Here is a 21960-nt window from a genome sequence, read left to right as displayed (position 1 = left end):
GTGCTTCCCCAGCTCTCGACTCCGTTCGAGCAGGGGCTACCCCCACGGTGGAACGGCACCGGCCGACGGCGGACCCACAGCAGATGACATGCCACTGCACGAAGGGGAAGCCATGACAGCGACGACCGACGGAAGCACCGGGGCACTGCCGCCCCGCGCTGCCTCGGCCAGCGAACCGAGTGAGAACACCGATCCGACTCCCCGGGCGGCGGGGACGGTCGAGACCCGAGACGCCGCCGCGCGCGCGATACAGCGCGCCACCGACTTCCTGCTCGCGCGGCAGGATGCCCAGGGCTGGTGGAAGGGCGACCTGGAGACCAACGTCACCATGGACGCCGAGGACCTGCTGCTCCGTCAGTTCCTGGGGATCCGCGACGAGAAGACCACCCGCGCCGCCGCCCTGTTCATCCGCGGCGAGCAGCGCGAGGACGGCACCTGGGTCACCTTCCACGGCGGACCCGGTGAACTCTCCACCACCGTCGAGGCGTACGTCGCCCTGCGGCTCGCCGGTGACGCGCCGGACGAGCCGCACATGGCGAAGGCGTCCGCGTGGATCCGCGAACAGGGCGGCATCGCCGCGGCGCGGGTCTTCACCCGGATCTGGCTCTCCCTGTTCGGCTGGTGGAAATGGGAGGACCTGCCCGAACTCCCGCCTGAGCTCATCTACTTCCCGCCGTGGGTGCCGCTCAACATCTACGACTTCGGATGCTGGGCCCGGCAGACCATCGTGCCGCTGACCATCGTCTCCGCGAAGCGCCCGGTGCGCCCCGCACCGTTCCCGCTCGACGAGCTGCACACCGACCCGGACGACCCGAACCCCGTGAAGCCCCTTGCCCCGGCCACGAGTTGGGACGGGGTCTTCCAGCGCCTGGACAAGGCGCTGCACCTGTACCGCAGGGTCGCGCCGCGTCGGCTGCGCAAGGCGGCGATGAACAGCGCCGCCCGCTGGATCATCGAGCGGCAGGAGAACGACGGCTGCTGGGGCGGCATCCAGCCGCCCGCGGTGTACTCGCTGATCGCGCTGCACCTGCTCGGCTACGACCTCGAGCACCCGGTGATGCGGGAGGGGCTGGCGTCGCTCGACCGGTACGCGGTGTGGCGTGCGGACGGCGCCCGGATGATCGAGGCCTGCCAGTCCCCGGTGTGGGACACCTGCCTCGCCACCATCGCGCTCGCCGACGCGGGCCTGCCCGCGGACCATCCGCAACTGGTGAAGGCCGCCGACTGGATGCTCGGCGAACAGATCGTGCGGCCCGGCGACTGGAGCGTGCGCAGACCACAACTGCCGCCGGGTGGCTGGGCGTTCGAGTTCCACAACGACAACTACCCCGACATCGACGACACCGCCGAGGTCGTCCTCGCGCTGCGCCGTGTCAAGCACCACGACCCACGGCGGGTGGACCACGCGGTCGGGCGCGGGGTGCGCTGGAACCTCGGCATGCAGTCGAAGAACGGCGCCTGGGGCGCCTTCGACGTCGACAACACCAGCCCGTTCCCCAACCGGCTGCCGTTCTGCGACTTCGGGGAGGTGATCGACCCGCCGTCCGCCGATGTCACCGCGCATGTCGTGGAGATGCTCGCCGTCGAGGGGCTGGCCCACGACCCGCGCACCCGGCGGGGCATCGAATGGCTGCTGGCCGAACAGGAGCCGGACGGCTGCTGGTTCGGCCGCTGGGGCGTCAACTACGTCTACGGAACCGGGTCGGTGGTCCCCGCACTGGTCGCCGCCGGACTCCCGGCCGCGCACCCCGCGATCCGCCGGGCGGTGGCCTGGCTGGAGCGTGTGCAGAACGACGACGGCGGCTGGGGCGAGGATCTGCGCTCCTACCGCTACGCCGGCGAGTGGAGCGGCCGGGGCGCCTCCACGGCCTCCCAGACGGCATGGGCGCTGCTCGCGCTCCTCGCGGCGGACGAGGGCGACGCCAAGTCCGTCGAGCGCGGTATCACCTGGCTGGCCCGCACCCAGCGGGAGGACGGTTCCTGGGACGAGCCGTACTTCACCGGTACGGGCTTCCCGTGGGACTTCTCGATCAACTACCACCTCTACCGACAGGTGTTCCCGCTCACCGCGCTGGGCCGGTACGTCAACGGCGAACCTGCCCTCTTCAAGAGGCATTGATGACCGCCCCGCCCGCCGCGGCCCCGCTGCTGATCGCCTGTGCGCTGGGCATCGAGCACCTCGCCCTGCGTACCGGTGGCCGCGCCGACGGGGCCGGCGGGCCGGTCACCCTGCTGCGGACCGGCATGGGGCCCAAGGCGGCCGAGCAAGCGGTCACCCGTGGGCTCGGCGTCCCGGAGCTGCGTCAGGCGGCCGTGATGGCCACCGGCTTCTGCGCCGGGCTCGCCCCCGGGATGCGCCCCGGTGACCTCGTCGTCGCGGAGGAGGCCCGGGACCCGCGCGGGAGCACGCCGTGCGACGGCACCGACGTCCTGGCCGAGGCACTGACCCGGGCGGTGCCCAGGCGCACCGTCCACGTCGGTCCGCTCATCGGCTCCGACCACATCGTGCGTGGGGCCGAACGCGCGGAACTGCTCGCGACCGGCGCGATCGCGACCGACATGGAGTCAGCCGCCACGCTCCACAGCGCCGTCCGGTCGGGTCCGCGCCCGGTTGCGGCCGTGCGGGTGATCGTGGACGCTCCAGAACATGAACTGGTCCGTATCGGCACGGTGCGCGGTGGAATATCTGCTTTCCGTGTCCTTCGTTCCGCCCTTCCCGCTTTCTTCGATTGGCACCGTTCTTTGCTGCTCCCCCGGAGGTGAGCCAGATGGCCATGCCGCTGCGCCAGTCCATCAAGGTGGCGACGTATCTCTTCGAACAGAAGCTGCGCCGGCGGGACAAGTTTCCGCTCATCGTTGAACTCGAACCGTTGTTCGCGTGCAATCTGAAGTGTGAGGGATGCGGCAAGATCCAGCACCCGGCGGGAGTGCTGAAGCAGCGCATGCCGGTGGCGCAGGCGGTGGGGGCGGTGCTGGAGTCCGGTGCGCCGATGGTCTCCATCGCGGGCGGCGAACCCCTGATGCACCCTCAGATCCACGAGATCGTGCGGCAGCTGGTGGCTCGGAAGAAGTACGTCTTCCTGTGCACCAACGCCATGCTGCTGCGCAAGAAGATGGATCAGTTCAGGCCCTCGCCGTATTTCGCGTTCGCGGTGCACATCGACGGGCTGCGCGAGCGGCACGACGAGTCCGTGGCCAAGGAGGGCGTGTTCGACGAGGCCGTGGAGGCCATCAAGGAGGCCAAGCGGCGCGGCTTCCGGGTCACCACCAACTCGACCTTCTTCAACACCGACACCCCGCAGACCGTCATCGAGGTCCTCAACTACCTCAATGACGACCTGAAGGTCGACGAGATGATGATCTCGCCCGCCTACGCCTACGAGAAGGCGCCCGACCAGGAGCACTTCCTCGGCGTCGAGCAGACCCGGGAACTGTTCAAGAAGGCCTTCTCGGGCGGCAACCGGCGCCGCTGGCGGCTCAACCACTCGCCGCTGTTCCTCGACTTCCTCGAGGGCAAGGTCGACTTCCCGTGCACCGCGTGGGCGATCCCCAACTACTCGCTCTTCGGCTGGCAGAAGCCGTGCTACCTGATGAGCGACGGGTACGTCCCGACATACCGGGAACTGATCGAGGACACCGACTGGGACGCCTACGGCCGCGGCAAGGACCCGCGCTGCGCCAACTGCATGGCGCACTGCGGTTACGAACCGACCGCCGTGCTGGCCACCATGGGCTCCCTCAAGGAGTCCCTGCGGGCGATGCGCGAGACCGTCTCCGGAAACAACGGGTGATGTCATGACCGCCGTATCCCTGGGCGTCCCCGAGGCGCCCGCGCGGCCGATCGCCGAGCGGCGCGTGTCGCGGCGGATCCAGGTCGGGCCGGTGCCCGTCGGGGGCGGGGCACCCGTATCGGTGCAGTCGATGACGACGACCCGTACCTCGGACATCGGCGCGACGCTGCAGCAGATCGCGGAACTCACCGCGTCCGGCTGCCAGATCGTCCGGGTCGCCTGCCCCACGCAGGACGACGCGGACGCGCTCGCCACGATCGCGCGCAAGTCACAGATCCCGGTCATCGCGGACATCCACTTCCAGCCCAAGTACGTCTTCGCGGCCATCGACGCGGGCTGCGCTGCCGTCCGGGTGAACCCCGGCAACATCAAGCAGTTCGACGACAAGGTCAAGGAGATCGCGCGCGCCGCCTCCGACGCGGGCACCCCGATCCGTATCGGGGTGAACGCCGGCTCGCTCGACAAGCGGCTGCTGAAGAAGTACGGGAAGGCGACGCCCGAGGCACTCGTCGAGTCGGCGCTGTGGGAGGCGTCCCTCTTCGAGGAACACGGCTTCCGGGACATCAAGATCTCGGTCAAGCACAACGACCCGGTGGTGATGATCGAGGCGTACCGGCAGCTGGCGGCGCAGTGCGACTACCCGCTGCACCTCGGTGTCACCGAGGCCGGACCGGCGTTCCAGGGCACCATCAAGTCCGCCGTCGCCTTCGGGGCGCTGCTCGCCGAGGGCATCGGCGACACCATCCGCGTCTCGCTGTCCGCGCCTCCAGTGGAGGAGGTCAAGGTCGGCATCCAGATCCTCCAGGCCCTCGGTCTGCGGCAGCGCCGACTGGAGATCGTCTCCTGTCCCTCCTGCGGACGGGCCCAGGTCGACGTCTACAAGCTGGCCGACGAGGTCACGGCCGGCCTCGAAGGCATGGAAGTGCCACTGCGCGTCGCGGTCATGGGCTGTGTCGTCAACGGGCCGGGGGAGGCGCGGGAGGCGGACCTGGGGGTCGCCTCCGGCAACGGCAAGGGGCAGATCTTCGTGAAGGGCGAGGTCATCAAGACCGTCGCTGAATCGAAGATCGTCGAGACCCTCATCGAAGAGGCCATGAAGATCGCCGAACAGATGCAGAACGACGGCGTCGGGCCGGGGGAGCCGGCCGTCACCGTGAGCTGAACAGCACGGAACGAGAGGGGGCCCGAGCGTGACGATTCTGGAGAGTATCCGGGGACCACGCGACCTGAAGGCGCTGTCCGAGGCGGAGCTCGGTGAACTGTCCGAGGAGATACGCGAGTTCCTGGTCCACGCGGTCGCCCGCACCGGCGGCCACCTGGGGCCCAACCTGGGGGTGGTGGAACTGACCGTCGCACTCCACCGGGTCTTCGAGTCACCCGTCGACCGCATCCTGTGGGACACCGGTCACCAGAGCTATGTGCACAAGCTCCTGACAGGCCGTCAGGATTTTTCCAAGCTGCGCGGCAAGGGCGGTCTGTCCGGGTACCCGTCGCGCGAGGAGTCCGAGCACGACGTCATCGAGAACAGTCACGCCTCCACCGCACTCGGCTGGGCGGACGGTCTCGCCAAGGCCCGGCAGGTGCAGGGCGAGAAGGGGCACGTCGTCGCGGTCATCGGCGACGGCGCGCTCACCGGCGGCATGGCGTGGGAGGCGCTCAACAACATCGCCGCGGCCAAGGGCCGCCCGCTGATCATCGTCGTCAACGACAACGAGCGCTCCTACGCACCTACCATCGGCGGCCTCGCCAACCACCTCGCCACCCTGCGCACGACCGACAGCTACGAGAAGGTCCTGGCCTGGGGCAAGGACGTCCTGCTGCGCACCCCGGTCGTCGGGACCACCCTGTACGAGTCCCTGCACGGCGCGAAGAAGGGCTTCAAGGACGCCTTCGCACCGCAGGGCATGTTCGAGGACCTGGGCCTCAAGTACGTCGGCCCGATCGACGGCCACGACGTGGGCGCGGTGGAGTCCGCGCTGCGGCGCGCCAAACGCTTCCACGGACCGGTGCTCGTCCACTGCCTGACGGAGAAGGGCCGCGGTTACGAACCCGCGCTCGCCCACGAGGAGGACCACTTCCACACCGTCGGCGTGATGGACCCGCTCACCTGCGAGCCGCTCGCGCCCGCCACCCGCCCCTCCTGGACCTCCGTGTTCGGCGACGAGATCGTCGCGATCGCCGAGGAGCGCGAGGACGTCGTGGCGATCACGGCCGCCATGCTGCACCCGGTCGGGCTCGGCAGGTTCGCCGAGCGGTTCCCCGACCGGGTGTGGGACGTGGGGATCGCCGAACAGCACGCGGCGGTGTCCGCAGCAGGCCTGGCCACCGGCGGCCTCCACCCCGTCGTCGCCGTGTACGCGACCTTCCTCAACCGGGCCTTCGACCAGCTGCTGATGGACGTCGCCCTGCACCGCTGCGGGGTCACGTTCGTACTGGACCGGGCCGGTGTCACCGGGGTGGACGGGCCCTCGCACAACGGCATGTGGGACATGTCGATACTCCAGGTCGTACCCGGCCTCAGGATCGCCGCACCGCGCGACGCCGACCAGCTGAAGGCGCAGCTGCGGGAGGCGGTCGCGGTCGACGACGCGCCCACCCTGATCCGCTTCCCGAAGGAGTCGGTGGGGGAGCCGGTTCCGGCGGTGGACCGTGTCGGCGGCCTGGACGTACTGCACCGCCACCCGCGCACCCCGCAGGCCCTGCTGGTGGCCGTCGGCGTCATGGCCCCGGTCTGCCTCCAAGCCGCCGAACTGCTCGAGGCGCGCGGCATCGGCTGCACGGTCGTCGACCCCCGCTGGGTCAAACCCGTCGACGCCGCGCTGCCCGGGCTCGCCGCCGAGCACCTGCTCGTCGCGGTGGTCGAGGACAACAGCCGGTCCGCAGGGGTCGGTTCGGCGGTCGAGCTGGCCCTCGGGGACGCCGACGTCGACGTGCCCGTGCGCCGGTTCGGTATTCCGGAGCAGTTCCTCCCGCACGCCAAACGCGGGGAGGTGCTCGCCGACATAGGCCTGACGCCCGTCGAGATCGCCGGGCGCGTCAGCGCGTGCCTGGCCGCCAAGGACGAGCGGTCCAAGGAACAGTCCGACGACCGGTCCAAGGCGAAACCCAAGGTGAAATCCAGGGAGAAAAAGGAATGACCACCGCGGAACCGTCGCCCCAGTCCGCTTCCTCGTCCCCCGCCGAGGGGTTCGACCTCCGCGCGCTGCTGGCCGAGCGCGGAGCCGAGCGCTATGAGCTGCACACCAAGTACCTCAACCACCAGCTCCCGCGGATGCTGCACACCATCGGCTTCGACAAGGTCTACGAGCGGGCCGAGGGCGCGCACTTCTGGGACGCGGACGGCAACGACCACCTGGACATGCTCGCCGGGTTCGGGGTGATGGGGCTGGGCCGCCACCACCCCGTCGTCCGCCAGGCACTGCACGACGTCCTCGACGCCTCGCTCGCCGACCTCACCCGTTTCGACTGCCAGCCGCTGCCCGGACTGCTGGCCGAGAAACTGCTGACCCACAGCCCGCACCTGGACCGGGTGTTCTTCGGCAACAGCGGTACCGAGGCGGTCGAGACGGCGCTGAAGTTCGCCCGGTACGCCACGGGCAGACCGCGGATCCTGTACTGCGCGCACGCCTTCCACGGCCTGACGACGGGCTCGCTCTCCGTGAACGGCGAGACCGGCTTCCGGGACGGCTTCGCGCCGCTGCTGCCCGACACCGCCGTTACGCTCGGTGATCTCGACGCTCTCGCACGGGAGGTGAGGAAGGGCGATGTGGCCGCCCTGATCGTGGAGCCCATCCAGGGCAAGGGCGTGCACGAGGCGCCGCCCGGATATCTGCGCGCGGCGCAGGAACTGCTGCACCGGCACAAGGCACTGCTGATCGCGGACGAGGTGCAGACCGGACTCGGCCGCACCGGCGACTTCTACGCCTACCAGCACGAGGACGGGGTGGAACCGGACCTGGTGTGCGTGGCGAAGGCGCTGTCGGGCGGCTATGTCCCGGTGGGCGCGACGCTCGGCAAGGAATGGATCTTCAAGAAGGTCTACTCGTCCATGGACCGGGTTCTGGTCCACTCGGCGAGCTTCGGCTCGAACGCCCAGGCGATGGCGGCCGGGCTCGCCGTGCTGTCGGTCATGGAGAACGAACAGATCGTCGCCGGCGTCCGGGCCACGGGCGAGCGGCTGAAGTCCGGGCTCTCGGCACTGATCGACAAGTACGAGCTGCTGAGTGACGTCCGCGGCCGGGGCCTGATGATCGGCATCGAGTTCGGCAAGCCGAAGTCGCTGAAGCTGCGGAGCCGCTGGACCATGCTGCAGGCGGCCCGCAAGGGCCTCTTCGCACAGATGGTCGTCGTACCGCTGCTGCAACGGCACCGGATCCTCACGCAGGTCTCCGGCGACCATCTCGAAGTGATCAAACTCATTCCGCCCCTGATCATCGACGATCAGGACGTGGACCGTTTCGTGGCGGCGTTCACCGCGGTGATGGACGACGCGCATGAGGGCGGGCTGATGTGGGACTTCGGCAAGACGCTGGTGAGGCAGGCGGTGGCGAATCGGTAGGCGTTTTGGCGTTTTGCCTCTGAGGCAAGGAATTTGCCTCTCAGGTAAGGCTCTGGCTGAATCGAGGCATGAGCCCCAGTGAGCCGGCGGCGGCCGGAGAGCCCTCCGCCGAGGTTTCCGCCGTTGCCCCTCGCCTGCGCGAACTGCGCCGCCGAGTCGGTCTCACCCTGGAGGCCGCGGCCCGAGCAGCCGCGCTCTCACCCGCACACCTCTCCCGGCTGGAGACGGGACAGCGCCAGCCCTCCCTGCCGATGCTGCTCGCGCTCGCTCGCACCTACGGTACGACGGTCTCGGAACTGCTCGGCGAGACGGTCGCCGACCGGGACGCGATCGTCCGTGCCGCGGACATGGAACCGACCCGGGCCGGCGGCTGGACCTACTGGCAGGCCGGAGCGCAGGGCCGCGGCATGCAGGCGCTGCGGGTGCACGTGCCGTACGGCGCCCAGGGCGACATCGTGCGCGTCCATCCCGGGGAGGAGTGGCTGCACGTCCTGAAGGGCCGGCTGCGGCTGCGCCTCGGCGACACCACGCACCTCCTCGCGCCGGGAGACAGCGCGCACTTCGACTCGCTGACCCCGCACCGCATCGCCGCCGCCGACCAGGACGGCGCCGATCTGCTGTTCGTCCACACCTTGCTGCAGAGCCCCGCCACCGCGCTCTGCCTGGGCCCGGTCACCGGGCACCCGACCACAGGAGAGCCGTCATGAGCGACATGGAAGAGAAGTTCCCGCGCGCCCTGTGGGTGCGGCTGATCATCTACATCGCGGTGGGCCACGTCTTCGCGGCCTTCATCTACTTCCTGTTCGAGGCGGGTGCCAAGTAGGCAAAGAGGGTGCAGCAGGACAAGTAGGGGAGTAGGGCAAGCAGGGCAAATAGGGGGAGTAGGGGGTCAGCCCTCGAGAAGCCGATCGCGCAGCGTCTCCCGTGCCTCCGGCGTGAGCCCCAGGCCCCGCTCCAGATAGGTGTCGACGCCGCCCCAGGTCTCCTCGATGGTGTCGAAGGCCGCCGAGAGGTACTCCGCGCGGGCGTCGAAGAGCGGGTCGAGGAGTTCCATCACCTCGGGGCTGTACGCCTTGGCCGCGCTGCCGTTGCGGCGGACCCGGTAGCGGCGGTGCAGGGCCGCCGACTCCAGGTAGTCGGCCAGAATCGCGTCGCGCTCCACGCCCACGGCGAGCAGCGTGATCGCTATCGACAGGCCCGCCCGGTCCTTGCCGGCCGCGCAGTGCATCAGTGCGGGCACACTGTCCTCGGTCAGCTCCCTGAGTACCTGCGCATGCTCCGCGGTGCGCTCCGTGATGATCTTGCGGTACGAGCCGATCATCCGGTTGGCCGCCTTGCCGTCGGCCAGCAGGCGGCGCAGTTGGTCCAGATCGCCGTCCCGGACCATCGTCCAGAACTCCGCGCCGTGCGCCGGGTCCGTCAGCGGAAGGTTCAGATTGCGCACGCCGGGCAGCTCGACGTCCGGCCCTTCGAGCTTGATGTCCGCCGCGTTGCGGAAATCGAAGATCGTGTGCAGGCCGAGCGAGGCGAGGAACTTCGCGTCGCTGTCCGTCGCATGGGCGAGATGGCCGCTGCGGAACAGCCGTCCGTGTCCGACCCGCCGGCCGTCCTCGGTCGGCAGACCGCCCACGTCACGGAAGTTTCGCACCCCGGACAGCTCGGGCTCGGTCGACGGGACCTGCTCCGTCACGGGCACTCCTCCCACTCGGCCGCGGACGCTGTTGTCGGCGGGCGCGAATCCGACGATACGACACGGCTTCACGGGCCAACGACTTGTCCACAGGCGGCCGGTAGCCGGGCCTCGAGGTTGTCCACAGACCGTCGGCGCTGCTTCGGCTTGTTGTCCACAGGCGTTGCGGAGGAGGCCTGTGGACCTTGATGATGTTGGGGCTTGGGCGTGGCTGTTCGACTCTGTGGGGGCGTGATGGTGGACATCGGCAAGGACGGTCGGACCTGGTTGCTGACCGGTCCCACCAGCGGTTACGCCCTGCGACTGACCGAGCGCGACGAGCTGCTCCAGCTGCACTGGGGTCCGCGCGTCACGCTCGCCGACGCCGAGGCGCTCGCCGCCCGGCCCGAGCCGCAGTACTGGCCCTTCGAGTCCGAGCTGGACGGACGCGAGGAGTACCCGGTCGAGGGCGGCCCCCGCTTCGTGCGGCCCGCGCTGTCGGTGCGTACTCAGGAGCGGCGCGGCACCGAGTGGCGGTTCGAGGAGTACGAGACGGACGGGGAGGAACTGCGGCTGCGGTTCACCGACGCCGGACTCGCCATCACCCTGCACTACCGGATGCGGCCCGCCACGGACGTCGTCGAGCGCTGGGTGACCCTCGGCAACCAGGGAGACCGGTCGCTGGAGCTGCTGCGCGCGGACTCCGCGACCTGGACGCTGCCCGAGCGCGACGGCTGGCGGCTGTCCCAGCTGCACGGCCGGTGGGCGGCCGAGTCCCAACTGGTGCGCACGGACCTGACCTACGGCGAGAAGATCATCGGCAGTCGGCGCGGCCACACCGGGCACCAGCATTTGCCCTGGGTCGCGCTGGACGCCGAAGGTGCCACCGAGGAGCGCGGGGAGGTGTACGGCTGCGCGCTCGGCTGGTCGGGCTCGTGGCGCATCAGCGTGGCCCAACTCCCCGACGGCCGGGTGCAGATCACCGGAGGCGCCGGGTACGACGACTCGGGCCTGCTGCGGCTGGAGCCCGGTGAGTCCTTCACCACACCGGTCTTCGCGGGACTGTGGAGCGACGGCGGCTTCGGCGGCGCCAGCCGGGCCTGGCACGCCTACCAGCGCGCGTATGTGATCCCCGGCGCGGAGCAGGACCGTCCCGTGCTCTTCAACTCCTGGGAAGCCACCACCTTTGACATCTCCGAGGATCAGCAGCGTGCGCTGGCGCGGCGGGCCGCGGCGATGGGCGTCGAACTCTTCGTGGTGGACGACGGCTGGTTCGGCACCCGCACCAGCGACCGTTCCGGGCTCGGCGACTGGACGCCCAACCCGGACCGCTTCCCGGCCGGGCTCAAGCCGCTGGCCGACGACGTGCACGCGCTGGGCATGCAGTTCGGGATCTGGGTCGAGCCGGAAATGGTCAATCCGGACAGTGAGTTGTATCGCGCCCATCCCGATTGGATTCAGTATCAACCGGGACGAAAGCGGACGGAATTCCGCAATCAGCTTGTGCTCAACCTGGCACGTGACGATGTCCAGCAGTATCTGTGGGAGCAACTCGACAATCTGCTCTCCAGCGCCCCGATCGACTATGTGAAGTGGGACTTCAACCGCTGCTTCACCGACGCCGGCTGGCCGGGGGAGGCGTATCCGCAACGCCTGTGGGTCGACCACGTCCATGCCCTGTACGCCCTGCTGGACCGGCTGCGGGCCGCCCATCCGCACGTCGCCTTCGAATCCTGCTCCGGCGGCGGGGGCCGGATCGACCTCGGGATCCTCGGCCGCACGGACCAGGTGTGGACCTCGGACAACACCGATCCGCTGGACCGGCTCTCCATCCAGCACGGCTTCAGTCAGCTCCATCCGGCGCGGGTCATGGCCGCGTGGGTCACCGACAGCCCCAACACCCAGCTCAACGGGCGGGTCAGTTCCCTCAGGTTCCGCTTTGTGAGCGCCATGGCCGGGGTGCTCGGAATCGGCGGCGACCTCACCGAGTGGACGGACGAGGAACTGGCCGAGGCGCACGAGTGGGTCACGCTCTACAAGGAGATACGCCCCGTCGTGCAGCGCGGGGACCTGTACCGCTTGCGGGCGCCGGAGGGCGGGCTGAGCGCGGTCCAGTACACCTACGGCGACGAGACCGTGGTCCTCGCGTGGCTCCAGGCCCAGCGGTTCGGTGAGCCGGTGGCGCCGGTGCGCCTGCGCGGCCTCGACCGGGGGGCGGCGTACCGGAACGTGGAGACGGGTGAAGTGCACCGGGGGGCGGTGCTGGAGCACCACGGGCTGCACACCGGACTGCGCGGCGACCTCGACGCGACCGTGCTGCGACTGCGCCGGATCTGATCGATCTGTCCTAATTCGTAGCACGGTAAGGCTTAAGGGTGTTTCGGTTTAATTCGCCCCAACTGGCCCTGGAGTAAAAGCTCATCGGCCGACCGCGCGTGAGCAGCGTCATATCCGTGACGGTCCGTCGCCGTCATGTTCATGTAATTCGGCCGTGTTTTAAGGGTGTTAAGGGGGATCTCATGTTCCGAGTTAACGGAGCGTAATCGGCATTCCTGGTATTGATCAAGAGAAAGTGACGAAAGCTCAGCCCTTGGCTTGTCGCGGCGCGTAACCGTCGCTTACGTTCCCCATCAATCCAGTCGGAACGCCGAATCCTGCCGCCGACCGGAGACCGCAACTCACCCGTGTTCGGCAGGAGCGGGGGACCCACAGGTAAAACGCCTGGTCCGGTCTCCGGAACAGGCTTGGGGTTAAGCCGTGCATTGCCGCGGCCGGGCATCTCCAGTCCGCACCCGACAGCTCACCTCGTAGGCGCCGGAGAGGAATTCGTCATGCCCGCGAAGGGTAAGCACCGTCGTGTCAAAACCCGTCGTTTCAGTCGCTCGATCGCCATTGCCGGCACCGGTGGTGCCGCGATCGCACTGCCTTTGACGGTCGCCGCGGGGGCGCATGCCGCGACCCCGTCGTCGGCAACTCAGAGTGTTTCGGAGAAGACCGTCCAGGCCGCTCCGGTCGCCGTGCAGAAGACCGCCGCGAAGACCTACACCGTTGAGCCCGGGGACTTTCTTGCGAAGATCGCCGACGAGCAGCACGTCTCCGGCGGCTGGAAGAAGCTCTACGAGGACAACCGCGCCGCCGTCGGCAGTGACCCGTCCCTGATCCACCCCGGTCTGAAGCTGACGATCGGCGCCAAGGCGGCGTCAGGCGGCGGCAAGTCGTCAGCGGCTCCCAAGCCTTCCACGGCGCCCAAGTCCTCCGCGGCGCCGAAGTCGTCGACGGCTTCCAAGTCCTCGTCGGCGCCCAAGTCCTCCGCGGCGAAGAAGGCCGACACGGGCACCGAGGCCGTCGCGAGCAACGTCGCCGGCTTCACCCTGCCGATCCAGGGTGCCTCGGTCGGTACCCCGTACCGCATGTCCGGCAGCATGTGGTCCAGCGGCTACCACACCGGTGTGGACTTCGCGGCCCCGACCGGCACCTCCCTCGAGGCGGTCGGCGCCGGCACCGTCGTCTCCGCCGGCTGGGGCGGCGCCTACGGCAACCAGGTCGTCATCCAGCTCGACGACGGCAAGTACGCGCAGTACGCCCACCTGTCCTCGCTCTCGGTCTCGGCCGGGCAGCGCGTGGCGGCGGGCCAGCAGGTCGGTCTCTCCGGCGCCACCGGTAATGTGACCGGACCGCACCTGCACTTCGAGATCCGCACGGGCCCCGACTACGGCTCGGACATCGACCCGCTGGCGTACCTGCGCTCGAAGGGCGTGTCCATCTGATCGAAGGGTGCCTCCCCTCGCCGGGTGACCCCCAACACCGAGGACCGGACTCCGCTGCGCGGATCCGGTCCTCCGCGTTGGGTGGCAGCGGGTCTCGACATGGGGCGGGGGTGACTGCAGAGTGATCCCCAGCAAGCGCTTTCCGTGGTGGATGGACGTGCGATGCGGCGTGACCATCACCGTCACTTCGGAGGGGAACTCTCATGGCGACGACCACCCGTAGAGCCTTCGGCGCCCTCGCCGCCGGTGCCGCGTCAGCCGCTCTCGCCCCGGCGGCCGTCGCGAAGGCCGACAGCGGGACGAACAGTGCAAGTGCCGCAAACCGCACGAAGGGTGCGGCCACCGTGGGCGGACGCCCGGGGCGCGGTCGTCGTCGGCTCCTCGCCGCCGACGACTTCCGTCTCGGTCTCGGCCAGTGGGCCACCGAACTCCAGGACGGCGGAAGCGTCACCGCATCACGCGGCGTGCTGGACATCGATGTGCCGAGCGGGGCCACCGTCTGGTTCCGGCGGCGGCTCGCCGGGCCGTACGTCATCGCGTACACGGCCACGCCCGTCTCCGCGGGTGGCGCCAACGACCGGGTCTCGGACCTGAACAACTTCTGGAACGCCACCGACGTGCGTTCCCCGGACGACATCTTCGCCACCCCGCGCGGTGGCGCGCTCGCCGAGTACGACCACCTCACGACGTACTACGCGGGCCACGGCGCCAACAGCAACACGACCATCCGGCTGCGCCGCCATGTGGGCCAGGCCGGGGTGCGCCCGCTGATCGTCGACCACACCGAGCCGCTCCTCGTGCCCAACGAGCCGAACCGGGTGCGGATCGTGTCGAACGGCTCGACCGTCCAGTGGTGGGACAACGGACGGCTCGTCTTCGACTGCACCGACCCCGAGCCGTACACAGGTGGGCACTTCGCCTTCCGTACGGTGTGGAGCCACTTCCACATCAGCGGCTTCCGGGTCTGGCGGCTCTGACCGGGGCAGTCCCGGGCCCCGAGGCGGCCGTCCCCGGAGGCCCCAGGGCGGTCGTTCGGCGGCCCGCCCGTCCGAGCCGTCAGGCGTGGTGCCGTCCCGTCAGGGAGGCGAACCCGTCTTCGAGGCCGCGGCGGAACGCGGACCGTCGCTCTGGAGGCATGTCGAGCATCAGCCGGTCCTCGAGCCTCTGCACCTCCGGTGCGCACGCCGCCAGCAGTTCCTCCCCGTCCCGGGTCAGCCGCGCCTCCATGATCCGCCGGTTGCCCGGGGCGTGGGCGCGTTCGATCAGCCCGCGCTCCTCCAGCGAGCGCACGATCTCGTGCATCGTCTGCGGCCTGACGAAGGAGCGGCGGGCCAGCTGGGCGGAGGAGAGAACTCCTCGGTGCTGAAGCACGGTCAGGGCCGTGTACTGGAACGTCGTGAGCCCGTACGGCCGGAGTGCCTCGTCCATGAAGGAGCGGATGGCCAGTTCGAGTTGTTTGATGAGGTAGATCGTCAGCGGACCTTTGCCGCCCTGCGGGTTCGGACCGGAATCCGGACCTGGAACTGGATCGGAATCCGGCCCCGGACAGGAATCCGGCCCCGGACAGGAATCCGGACCCGGATCCCATTCGGCTGCCTCCGCCATCGTGCGCACCTTTTTGCTCGGTCAGTCGGAGGTCGGGCGAGACCGTCAGCGAGTCAGGCGACGGGGTGTTCTCACTCGATAGCCGACAGGCAGTAGTTCCAGGTCACGTCGGCGTGCCACGGTGCCCCACAGTCCGAGGGGCATCCAGAGCGTCATCCCGATGGCCAGGGCGCCGAGCCCGATCAGATACCAGGTGCCTCCGTTGTCGCCGAACCAGTCCTGCACCAGGAAGAAGACGATCGCTCCGATGATCGGTCCCTCGAAGGTGCCGAGACCACCGATGACCACCATGAAGATCATGTACGCGGACCAGTGGACCCCGAAGATGGAATCCGGCTGCACCCGCAGAGTGTTCGCCAGGGTGAGGCCGCCGGCCGCCGCGCAGCCCACCGCCGCGAGGACGAAGACCAGCCGCTTAGCCGAGGTGACCCGTACCCCGACGGAGGCGGCGCCCACCGGGTCGTCGCGGATCGCCTCCAGCGAAGCACCGGTCCGGCTGCGCAGCAGGACGAACACGGCGAGCAGCAGCAGGCTCATCAGCGCCAGGGCGAGCCAGTACACCTGGGCCTGCCGCACCGCCGGATCGGTGCCCGACAGATCGGTCAGCGAGCGGCCGGAACCGCCTCCCAGCGAAGGGGTGTTCACCACGACCAGCCGGAAGAACTCGGCGATCGCCCACATGCCGATGGCGAACTGACCGCCAGTCAGCCGAAACGCGAGCAGTGAAGTGGGTACGGCGACGGCTCCGGCCAGCAGGGCCGCCAGGACGACCGCGGGAAAGGGGCTCATGCCCCGGTCGACGAGCAGGAAGACACCGTACGCGCCGAGGCCGATGAAGCCCTGCTGGCCGACGGAGACCAGCCCGGCGTAGCCCGCCAGCGCGTTCCACATGGCCGCGACGATGACGAGGACGAACAGTACCGTCAGCTTCGCGGTCACCTCGGGCGCGAAGACGAAGGGCGCGAACGCCAGGGCGAGCAGCAGGGCGGCCAGGGCACCCGACGCCGTACGGGAGACGGGAGTCCACCGGTGGATGGTGGCGGTGCTGGGGGCGGCCGGTGATGCGGTGGTCATGTACGGCTCCTTCTCATACCGAGCAGTCCCTGCGGGCGGAAGGCCAGGACCGCGAGGAAGACCGCGTGTCCGGCCACGATGGAGAAGCGCGGATCCACCTGCGCGCCCACCGTCTGGGCGACACCGAGGACCATGCCGCCGGCGAGCGTCCCCCACAGCGAACCGAGCCCCCCGATCACGACGACCTCGAAGGCGAACAGCAGTTGGGTCGGCCCCATGGACGGGCTGAACGACGACCGCATGGCGAAGAACGCGCCCGCCAGACCAGCGGTGGCGACGGCGATGGCGGCTGCCCAGGCGTACACCCTGCGGCTGTCGATCCCGACCAGCTCGGCGGTGTCCGCGTCGGCGGCGGTGGCGCGGATCGCCCGGCCGATACCCGTACGGGCGAGCAGCAACTGCAGGCCGCCGAGCAGCGCCACCGCCACTGCCACGGTCAGTGCGCCGAGGTACGGGATGCTCACCGACGGCCCGAGCTGGAAGCCGGCCGTGGCCAGCGAACCGACGTCCAGGGAGCGGCTGTCGGCGCTGAAGATCTCCAGCAGCACGTTCTGCAGCACGATGGCGAGACCGAAGGTGGCCAGCATCGACGACATCTCGCCGGTGCGCAGCGCGGTGCTGAGAATGCCCCGCTGCAACGCCACTCCGACCAGGCCCATCACCGGCAGGACCAGCAGCACTGCGAAGAAGGGGCTGATGCCCACGGCGGCGGCCAGCACCGCGACGAGGAACGCACCGAGAACCGCGAGATCGCCGTGGCTCAGGTTGACGGTCCGCATGACTCCGAACATCAGGGAGAGGCCGCAGGCGAAGAGCGCGTACACGCCGCCGAGCATGACGCCCTGCACGATGGCGTTGATCCAGTTCATGCCGGCTCCCTTTCGGATTCCTCTGGTACGGCCGTGGCCGGGTTCGCGGCTCCGCCGCCCTTGGCGCGGCTCAGTCCGAAGTACGCATCGACGACCTGTTCGCGGGTGACGGCGTCGGCGGACTCGTCGAGGACGACGCGGCCTTCGAGCATGCACAGCACGCGCCGGGAGACCCCCAGGGCGCGGCCGAGGTCCTGCTCCACCAGCAGCACCGTCGTGCCGCCGGACAGGATCGTGCCGAGCGATTGGTAGAGGGTGTCGACCACGATGGGCGCGAGGCCCAGCGACACCTCGTCGAGCAGCAGCAGCCGGGGGTTGGTCATCAGCGCCCTGCCGATGGCCACGGCCTGCTGCTCACCGCCCGAGAGGTTTCCGGCGCGCCGTTTCAGCAGTCCGTCCAGGAGGGGGAAGGCGGCCAGGACGGCGGCCAGATCCCATGGTCCCGATCGCTTCACGCGGGAGGCGACCAGCAGGTTCTCCTCCACGGTGAGATCGGCGAAGAGCCGTCGCCCCTCGGGGACCAGCGCGATCCCGGCGGCGACGCGGTCGTGGGCCCGTCGGGCCGTCACATCCACCCCGTCGAGCCGGATACGGCCGTCGGCCGGCCGGTGTGCTCCGGCGACGGCCCGCATGAGGGTGGACTTGCCGGCGCCGTTGGCTCCGACCATCGCCACGACCTCGCCCTCGTCCACGGTGAACGACACCTCGCGGACCGCGCGCAGCAGACCGTGTCTCACCTCGAGACTCTCTATCGACAGCAGACTCATGCCGCGCTCCCGAGATACGCCTCGACGACCCGGGGATCGGACATGACGGCGTCCGGTTCACCCTCCGCCAGGACCCGCCCCTGCGCCAGGCAGACCAGCCGGTCGATCACCCGCAGCAGCGCGTGGATGACGTGCTCGATCCAGACGATGGCGATGCCGTCGGCACGCAACTGCTCAATGGTGGCGATCAGTTCGTCCGTCTCGGCATCGGTGAGACCACCGGCGATCTCGTCCAGCAGCAGCACCTGCGGATCGGTCGCCAGCGCCCGCGCCATTTCCAGCCGTTTGCGCTCCAGCAGGGTGAGTGCGGCCGCGGGCCGGTTTGCCTGCGCGAGCATGCCGCAGCGCTCGAGTACGCCGAGAGCGTGACGCTCGGCCGCCCCGCGGCGGTGCGAGCCGCCCTGCACCGATGCGACCAGCACGTTCTCGTAGGTCGTCATGCCCGTGAAGGGACGCGGCACCTGATGGGAGCGCCCGATGCCCCTGCGACAACGACGGTCCGCCTTCCAGCGGGTCACGTCCTGGCCCTGGAACGTGACGCTGCCCTCGGAGGGCGCCTGGGCCCCGGAGAGGATGTCGAGCAGGGTCGTCTTTCCGGCGCCGTTCGGGCCGACGATGCCCAGGGCCTCACCGGGGGCGAGGGCGATGTCGATGCCTTCGAGGACGACCAGGCTGCCGAAGCGGCGGTGTACACCGCGCGCCGAGAGGACCGGTGGCGTGGCCGGGTCGGCCCTCCTCGCCCCGCCCGCCCGCGCGGTCAGCGGCTCAGTCGAGGGGCTCAAGGCTGCCTCCGAGCGGGATGTCGCGGAAGGAGTTCTTGTCGACGATGACGGGCTCGAGGGGGAAGCTGCTGCCCTTGGCGGCCTTGCGCCACTGCGCCATCACCAGCGGCTCCGTGGACACGTTCTTCACCGGCCCGGACGTCCAGTCCAGCGGCCCGACGACCGTGGTGAGCTTGGCTTTGCCCAGGGCGGCCGCGAGCTCCCCCCGGTCCTTCGGATCGGAGGTCTCCTTCAGCGCGTGCACCGCGACTTCGAAGAGCGCCATGTTGGACCCGAGGATCTGGGTCCACTGCCTGCCCGTCGACTTCTCGTACTCCTCGGCCAGTTCGAAGCCGTACTGGCGGGTGAGAGTTGACGTGAACGGGAACTTCGGCGTCCACCAGAAGCCGGCGCTGAGACCGTAGCCGAGTGGACCGAGCGCCTCGACCTGGGAGGGCAGCAGACCGGTCTTGGCGATGGACGCGATACGCGGCCGGTAACCCTGCTGCCGGGCCTGCTTCCAGAACGTGGCGAAGTCCGGCGGCAGGGGGAAGGTGTTGAAGATCTCCGCGTCCGCCTTCTTGAACGCCGCGATCTGCGCCGAGTAGTCGTTCGTCCCGTCCTCGTACGCGCCCGGGTCGACGATGGTGAACCCGCTCTTCTTCAGCTGCGGACCGAGTCCGTCCCGGATCGCCTTGCCGTCCGGGTCGTTGGGCCACATGACACCGACCCGCTTGTTGGTCTTCACCCCGCCCTCCGTCCACAGCGAGGTGTACGCGGCATGGATCTCCGCGACGCCGATGAAGAAGTGGTACGTGTACGTGAACGGCTTCTCCGGAGTGGCGCCCCGGCCGAAGTACCAGGCCTCCCAGGGCACGGCGGTCGACAGGCACGGGATCTTGGCCGCCTCGCACGCGTCGGCGACGGGGTTGACCGTCTCGGGCGTGGAGGTGACCAGCATCAGGTCGATCTTCTCGCCGTTGATCAGGTCGGTCGCCACCTGCGCGGCGTTCTGCGGATTGGACTGACTGTCACGGTCGATGATCTCGACGGAGTACTTCTTGCCGCCGATCTTCAACCCGCCCTTGAAGGCGGCGCGCATCTTCTTCATGAGATAGGCGTTCGGCTCGCCGAAGCCTGCGGCCGGGCCCGTGGTGGGCGAGACGTAACCGATCCGGAGCACCGCGTCGCTCTGCGCGGAGGACTCCTTGATGCCGCCGCAGGCGGTCAGCAGACCACCCGTGGAGAGCAGCCCAGCGGCTCCGGCCGTGCCGCGGAGAACGGATCTCCGGGACAAATTACCTGTCATGGGTGCACTCATGGATGCCTCCGGCACGTCAAGGGGGCGGAAGTGGGGGTGGTGACCTGCTGGGCAAGACGGACCGGCAGCAGGGAGCGGCGGACGGGTCCCGTTGCGCACCGGTGGGGCGGGGCGGCGTCCCAATATCAGGAACCCTGATGATGGCCACGATGATGCAGATGCCGGCGTCGGATGACAAGGGTGTTACCGAGACGTGTTCTGCATGCCGCCCGAGCGTCAACCCTCAGTGGAGAAGTTGCGGCGAAGGGCTTGACGTGACCCGCTCGACGGACGTAAATCTTCTCAGGATTCCTGACATTCGAGGCATGTGCCGCCCGGTCGACCACCGCGGCAAAGCCGAGGCACTCGGTGGGAAGTTCTAGTGCCGCGGCAGGCAACGTTTGCCCGTCAAGGAGCGGCGTCCGGTGCGTGCTCTGGGGGTACCCCCTGCACGAAGAGCTTGGGGGAGTGCCCGCCGGAAGTCCTCGTACTGGACATACTTGGGCTTCGGCCGGTGCGGCGAGTGGGGGCCCCTGCTCGAAGAGCTTGGGGGAGCGTGCCGGGCGTCGCGACGGGGCGAACGTTGCCTGTCGGGGCACCAGCGACCCTCGACGCCGATCGCGCCCTCGGTCGAAGCCCGTTGCGTGACGCCGCACGCACGGGGAATCGCCAACGACCGCCGAAACGCCGGACGTTCGCCCGCGAGCGCGGACCAACCGCGGAAATGTCCGACCGCCCGATGTGCGACGACACCTATTCCCGCTTTGGCCAAATCTTGATCGGTGGCTTATCTCACCTACCGTCAACCCTTTATTACGGTCGCGTAGGTCACATTCGAAGGTGAATCATGAGTCGCTGTGGCAGACGATTCGAAGAGTGACAACGCAGCAGTGATCGGGTCGTACGTTGCGGTGGGGGACAGCTTCACCGAGGGCGTGGGCGACCCCGGCCCGGACGGGGCCTTCGTCGGCTGGGCCGACCGGTTCGCCGTGCTGCTCGCCGACCGCAGGCCCGAGGGCGACTTCAACTACACCAATCTCGCCGTGCGCGGGAAACTGCTCGACCAGATCGTCGAGGACCAGCTGCCGAAAGCCCGGAAGCTGGCGCCGGACCTGGTCTCCTTCTGTGCGGGCGGCAACGACATCATCCGGCCCGGCACCGATCCCGACGAGGTCGCCGAGCGCTTCGAACTGGCCGTCGCGCAGCTCACGTCCGCGGTCGGCACCGTCATGGTCACCACCGGGTTCGACACCCGGGGAGTGCCCGTGCTGAAGCACTTGCGCGGCAAGATCGCCACCTACAACGGGCATGTACGGGCGATCGCCGACCGTTACGGCTGCCCGGTCCTGGACCTGTGGTCCCTCAAGACCGTCCAGGACCGCCGTGCCTGGGACGACGACCGTCTGCACCTCTCGCCCGAGGGGCACACCCGGGTCGCGCTCCGGGCAGGCCAGGTCCTCGGCCTCACGGTGCCGGCCGACCCCGACCAGCCCTGGCCGCCCCTGCCGCCACGCGGCACGTTCGAGGTACGCCGGGACGACATCCACTGGGCCCGCGAGTACCTGGTCCCGTGGATCGGCCGCCGGCTGCGCGGGGAGTCGTCGGGCGACCACGTGGCGGCGAAGGGCACCCTGTCCCCGGACGACATCAAGATGCGGATCGCGCAGGCGGTCTGACGGACGGGCGTTCGCGGACCGCTCGGGGCCGCCGAGGGTGCACGCGCACCGTCGGCAGTCGCCCGCGTTGACATCCTCGCCTGCGTGAACGCAGGCGATTCCGGGCAGCACCGCTACGCGGTG

19 protein-coding genes and 1 riboswitch are annotated in these 21960 nt (G+C 69.4%); of the genes, 12 read left to right on the top strand and 7 right to left on the bottom strand.

What is annotated here, in order from left to right; translation table 11 throughout:
• Positions 1–112: 112 nt before the first annotated feature.
• From shc to EF387_RS28315, 8 genes are all read left to right on the top strand, one after another.
• A complete protein-coding gene (gene shc, locus EF387_RS28350) occupies positions 113–2119 on the top strand; it encodes a squalene--hopene cyclase (protein WP_128379442.1) in 2007 nt (668 codons plus the stop codon).
• Positions 2119–2763 carry a phosphorylase family protein gene (locus EF387_RS28345; protein WP_128379441.1) on the top strand — a complete coding sequence of 215 codons (645 nt, stop codon included), beginning with the start codon at positions 2119–2121 and terminating at the stop codon, positions 2761–2763. Before shc ends, EF387_RS28345 begins: the two co-directional genes overlap by 1 nt.
• 5 nt (positions 2764–2768) lie before the next feature.
• Complete coding sequence (gene hpnH / locus EF387_RS28340; RefSeq protein ID WP_128379440.1) at positions 2769–3791, top strand: adenosyl-hopene transferase HpnH; 1023 nt, start codon at positions 2769–2771, stop codon at positions 3789–3791.
• Between the two features lie 4 nt (positions 3792–3795).
• Positions 3796–4953, top strand: coding sequence for a flavodoxin-dependent (E)-4-hydroxy-3-methylbut-2-enyl-diphosphate synthase (ispG, locus tag EF387_RS28335; protein ID WP_128379439.1), 1158 nt, complete (start codon positions 3796–3798; stop codon positions 4951–4953).
• Positions 4954–4981: 28 nt separating this feature from the next.
• Positions 4982–6928 (top strand): 1-deoxy-D-xylulose-5-phosphate synthase, encoded by a 1947-nt coding sequence (gene dxs, locus EF387_RS28330; protein WP_128379438.1) that lies wholly within the window; start codon positions 4982–4984, stop codon positions 6926–6928.
• Entirely contained in the window at positions 6925–8349 is a 1425-nt protein-coding gene (locus EF387_RS28325; protein WP_128379437.1) for an aspartate aminotransferase family protein, read from the top strand. The genes dxs and EF387_RS28325 overlap by 4 nt, the downstream gene beginning before the upstream one ends.
• A 68-nt stretch (positions 8350–8417) precedes the next feature.
• Positions 8418–9056 carry a helix-turn-helix domain-containing protein gene (locus EF387_RS28320; protein WP_128379436.1) on the top strand — a complete coding sequence of 213 codons (639 nt, stop codon included), beginning with the start codon at positions 8418–8420 and terminating at the stop codon, positions 9054–9056.
• A complete protein-coding gene (locus EF387_RS28315) occupies positions 9053–9172 on the top strand; it encodes a DUF6126 family protein (protein WP_128379435.1) in 120 nt (39 codons plus the stop codon). Before EF387_RS28320 ends, EF387_RS28315 begins: the two co-directional genes overlap by 4 nt.
• A 66-nt stretch (positions 9173–9238) precedes the next feature.
• On the opposite strand, the gene EF387_RS28310 is transcribed toward EF387_RS28315, so the two are convergent.
• Complete coding sequence (locus EF387_RS28310) at positions 9239–10039, bottom strand: tyrosine-protein phosphatase (protein WP_128379434.1); 801 nt, start codon at positions 10037–10039, stop codon at positions 9239–9241.
• Positions 10040–10273: 234 nt separating this feature from the next.
• On the opposite strand from EF387_RS28310, the gene EF387_RS28305 reads away from it, so the two are divergent.
• The 3 genes from EF387_RS28305 to EF387_RS28295 all read left to right on the top strand — a co-directional run bounded on the left by EF387_RS28305 (position 10274) and on the right by EF387_RS28295 (position 14762).
• Positions 10274–12355, top strand: a complete 2082-nt coding sequence (locus EF387_RS28305) for an alpha-galactosidase (RefSeq protein ID WP_128379497.1) — start codon at positions 10274–10276, stop codon at positions 12353–12355.
• Positions 12356–12653: 298 nt separating this feature from the next.
• Positions 12654–12845: riboswitch (cyclic di-AMP (ydaO/yuaA leader) on the top strand.
• Between the two features lie 4 nt (positions 12846–12849).
• The gene (locus EF387_RS28300; protein WP_128379433.1) at positions 12850–13785 is read left to right on the top strand and encodes a M23 family metallopeptidase; all 936 of its coding nucleotides are present in this window, start codon (positions 12850–12852) and stop codon (positions 13783–13785) included.
• A 203-nt stretch (positions 13786–13988) separates the two neighbouring features.
• Positions 13989–14762, top strand: coding sequence for a DUF6250 domain-containing protein (locus tag EF387_RS28295; RefSeq protein ID WP_128379432.1), 774 nt, complete (start codon positions 13989–13991; stop codon positions 14760–14762).
• Between the two features lie 79 nt (positions 14763–14841).
• Here the strand turns inward: EF387_RS28295 and EF387_RS28290 are convergent, their stop codons facing one another.
• The 6 genes from EF387_RS28290 to EF387_RS28265 all read right to left on the bottom strand — a co-directional run bounded on the left by EF387_RS28290 (position 14842) and on the right by EF387_RS28265 (position 20170).
• Positions 14842–15213, bottom strand: a complete 372-nt coding sequence (locus EF387_RS28290; protein ID WP_238431752.1) for a MarR family winged helix-turn-helix transcriptional regulator — start codon at positions 15211–15213, stop codon at positions 14842–14844.
• 222 nt (positions 15214–15435) lie between these two features.
• Positions 15436–16464 (bottom strand): branched-chain amino acid ABC transporter permease, encoded by a 1029-nt coding sequence (locus EF387_RS28285; RefSeq protein ID WP_128379430.1) that lies wholly within the window; start codon positions 16462–16464, stop codon positions 15436–15438.
• Complete coding sequence (locus tag EF387_RS28280; RefSeq protein WP_128379429.1) at positions 16461–17333, bottom strand: branched-chain amino acid ABC transporter permease; 873 nt, start codon at positions 17331–17333, stop codon at positions 16461–16463. Before EF387_RS28280 ends, EF387_RS28285 begins: the two co-directional genes overlap by 4 nt.
• Positions 17330–18100 (bottom strand): ABC transporter ATP-binding protein, encoded by a 771-nt coding sequence (locus tag EF387_RS28275; RefSeq protein ID WP_128379428.1) that lies wholly within the window; start codon positions 18098–18100, stop codon positions 17330–17332. The genes EF387_RS28280 and EF387_RS28275 overlap by 4 nt, the downstream gene beginning before the upstream one ends.
• Positions 18097–18882, bottom strand: a complete 786-nt coding sequence (locus EF387_RS28270; RefSeq protein ID WP_202918392.1) for an ABC transporter ATP-binding protein — start codon at positions 18880–18882, stop codon at positions 18097–18099. Before EF387_RS28270 ends, EF387_RS28275 begins: the two co-directional genes overlap by 4 nt.
• Positions 18866–20170, bottom strand: coding sequence for an ABC transporter substrate-binding protein (locus EF387_RS28265; protein ID WP_128379427.1), 1305 nt, complete (start codon positions 20168–20170; stop codon positions 18866–18868). The genes EF387_RS28270 and EF387_RS28265 overlap by 17 nt, the downstream gene beginning before the upstream one ends.
• An 881-nt stretch (positions 20171–21051) precedes the next feature.
• Here EF387_RS28265 and EF387_RS28255 point away from each other — a divergent pair.
• Entirely contained in the window at positions 21052–21837 is a 786-nt protein-coding gene (locus tag EF387_RS28255) for an SGNH/GDSL hydrolase family protein (protein ID WP_128379495.1), read from the top strand.
• Positions 21838–21960 lie beyond the last annotated feature (123 nt).

The sequence above is a fragment of the Streptomyces cavernae genome (assembly GCF_004023625.1).
Lineage (GTDB): Bacteria > Actinomycetota > Actinomycetes > Streptomycetales > Streptomycetaceae > Streptomyces > Streptomyces cavernae.
This window is presented reverse-complemented; position numbering and strand designations above follow the sequence as displayed.